The sequence below is a fragment of the Colwellia sp. BRX8-5 genome (assembly GCF_014077325.1).
In the GTDB taxonomy this organism is placed as follows: domain Bacteria; phylum Pseudomonadota; class Gammaproteobacteria; order Enterobacterales; family Alteromonadaceae; genus Colwellia_A.
This window is the reverse complement of record NZ_JACGVR010000113.1, coordinates 1-287: the sequence shown is the minus strand read 5'-3', so window position 1 is coordinate 287 and position 287 is coordinate 1. Positions and strand designations below refer to the sequence as shown.

At 42.5% G+C, this 287-nt stretch carries 1 rRNA gene; it reads left to right on the top strand.

The window, feature by feature from the left end:
- Positions 1–219: 219 nt before the first annotated feature.
- Positions 220–287, top strand: a 5S ribosomal RNA gene (rrf, locus tag H4J62_RS20130); the annotation flags it as partial.

The window sequence follows — 287 nt, the reverse complement described above, 5'->3', positions numbered from 1 at the left end:
CAACGTTGATAGGTCAGGTGTGTAAGGACTGCGAGGTCTTGAGCTAACTGATACTAATTGCCCGTGAGGCTTAACCATACAACACCCAAGTAGTTTTACTGCGAAGTGTTTGTAGAAGACTGACAGAATAACTTCACGCACTGTAATGAATTGAATAAGAAAACGCTTTTATATTTATAGCTCTAACGAGCAACAGCTTTCAAGATTGTAACCTTTTTGTCTAGCGACAATAGCACTGTGGCACCACCTGATCCCATTCCGAACTCAGAAGTGAAACGCAGTAGCGC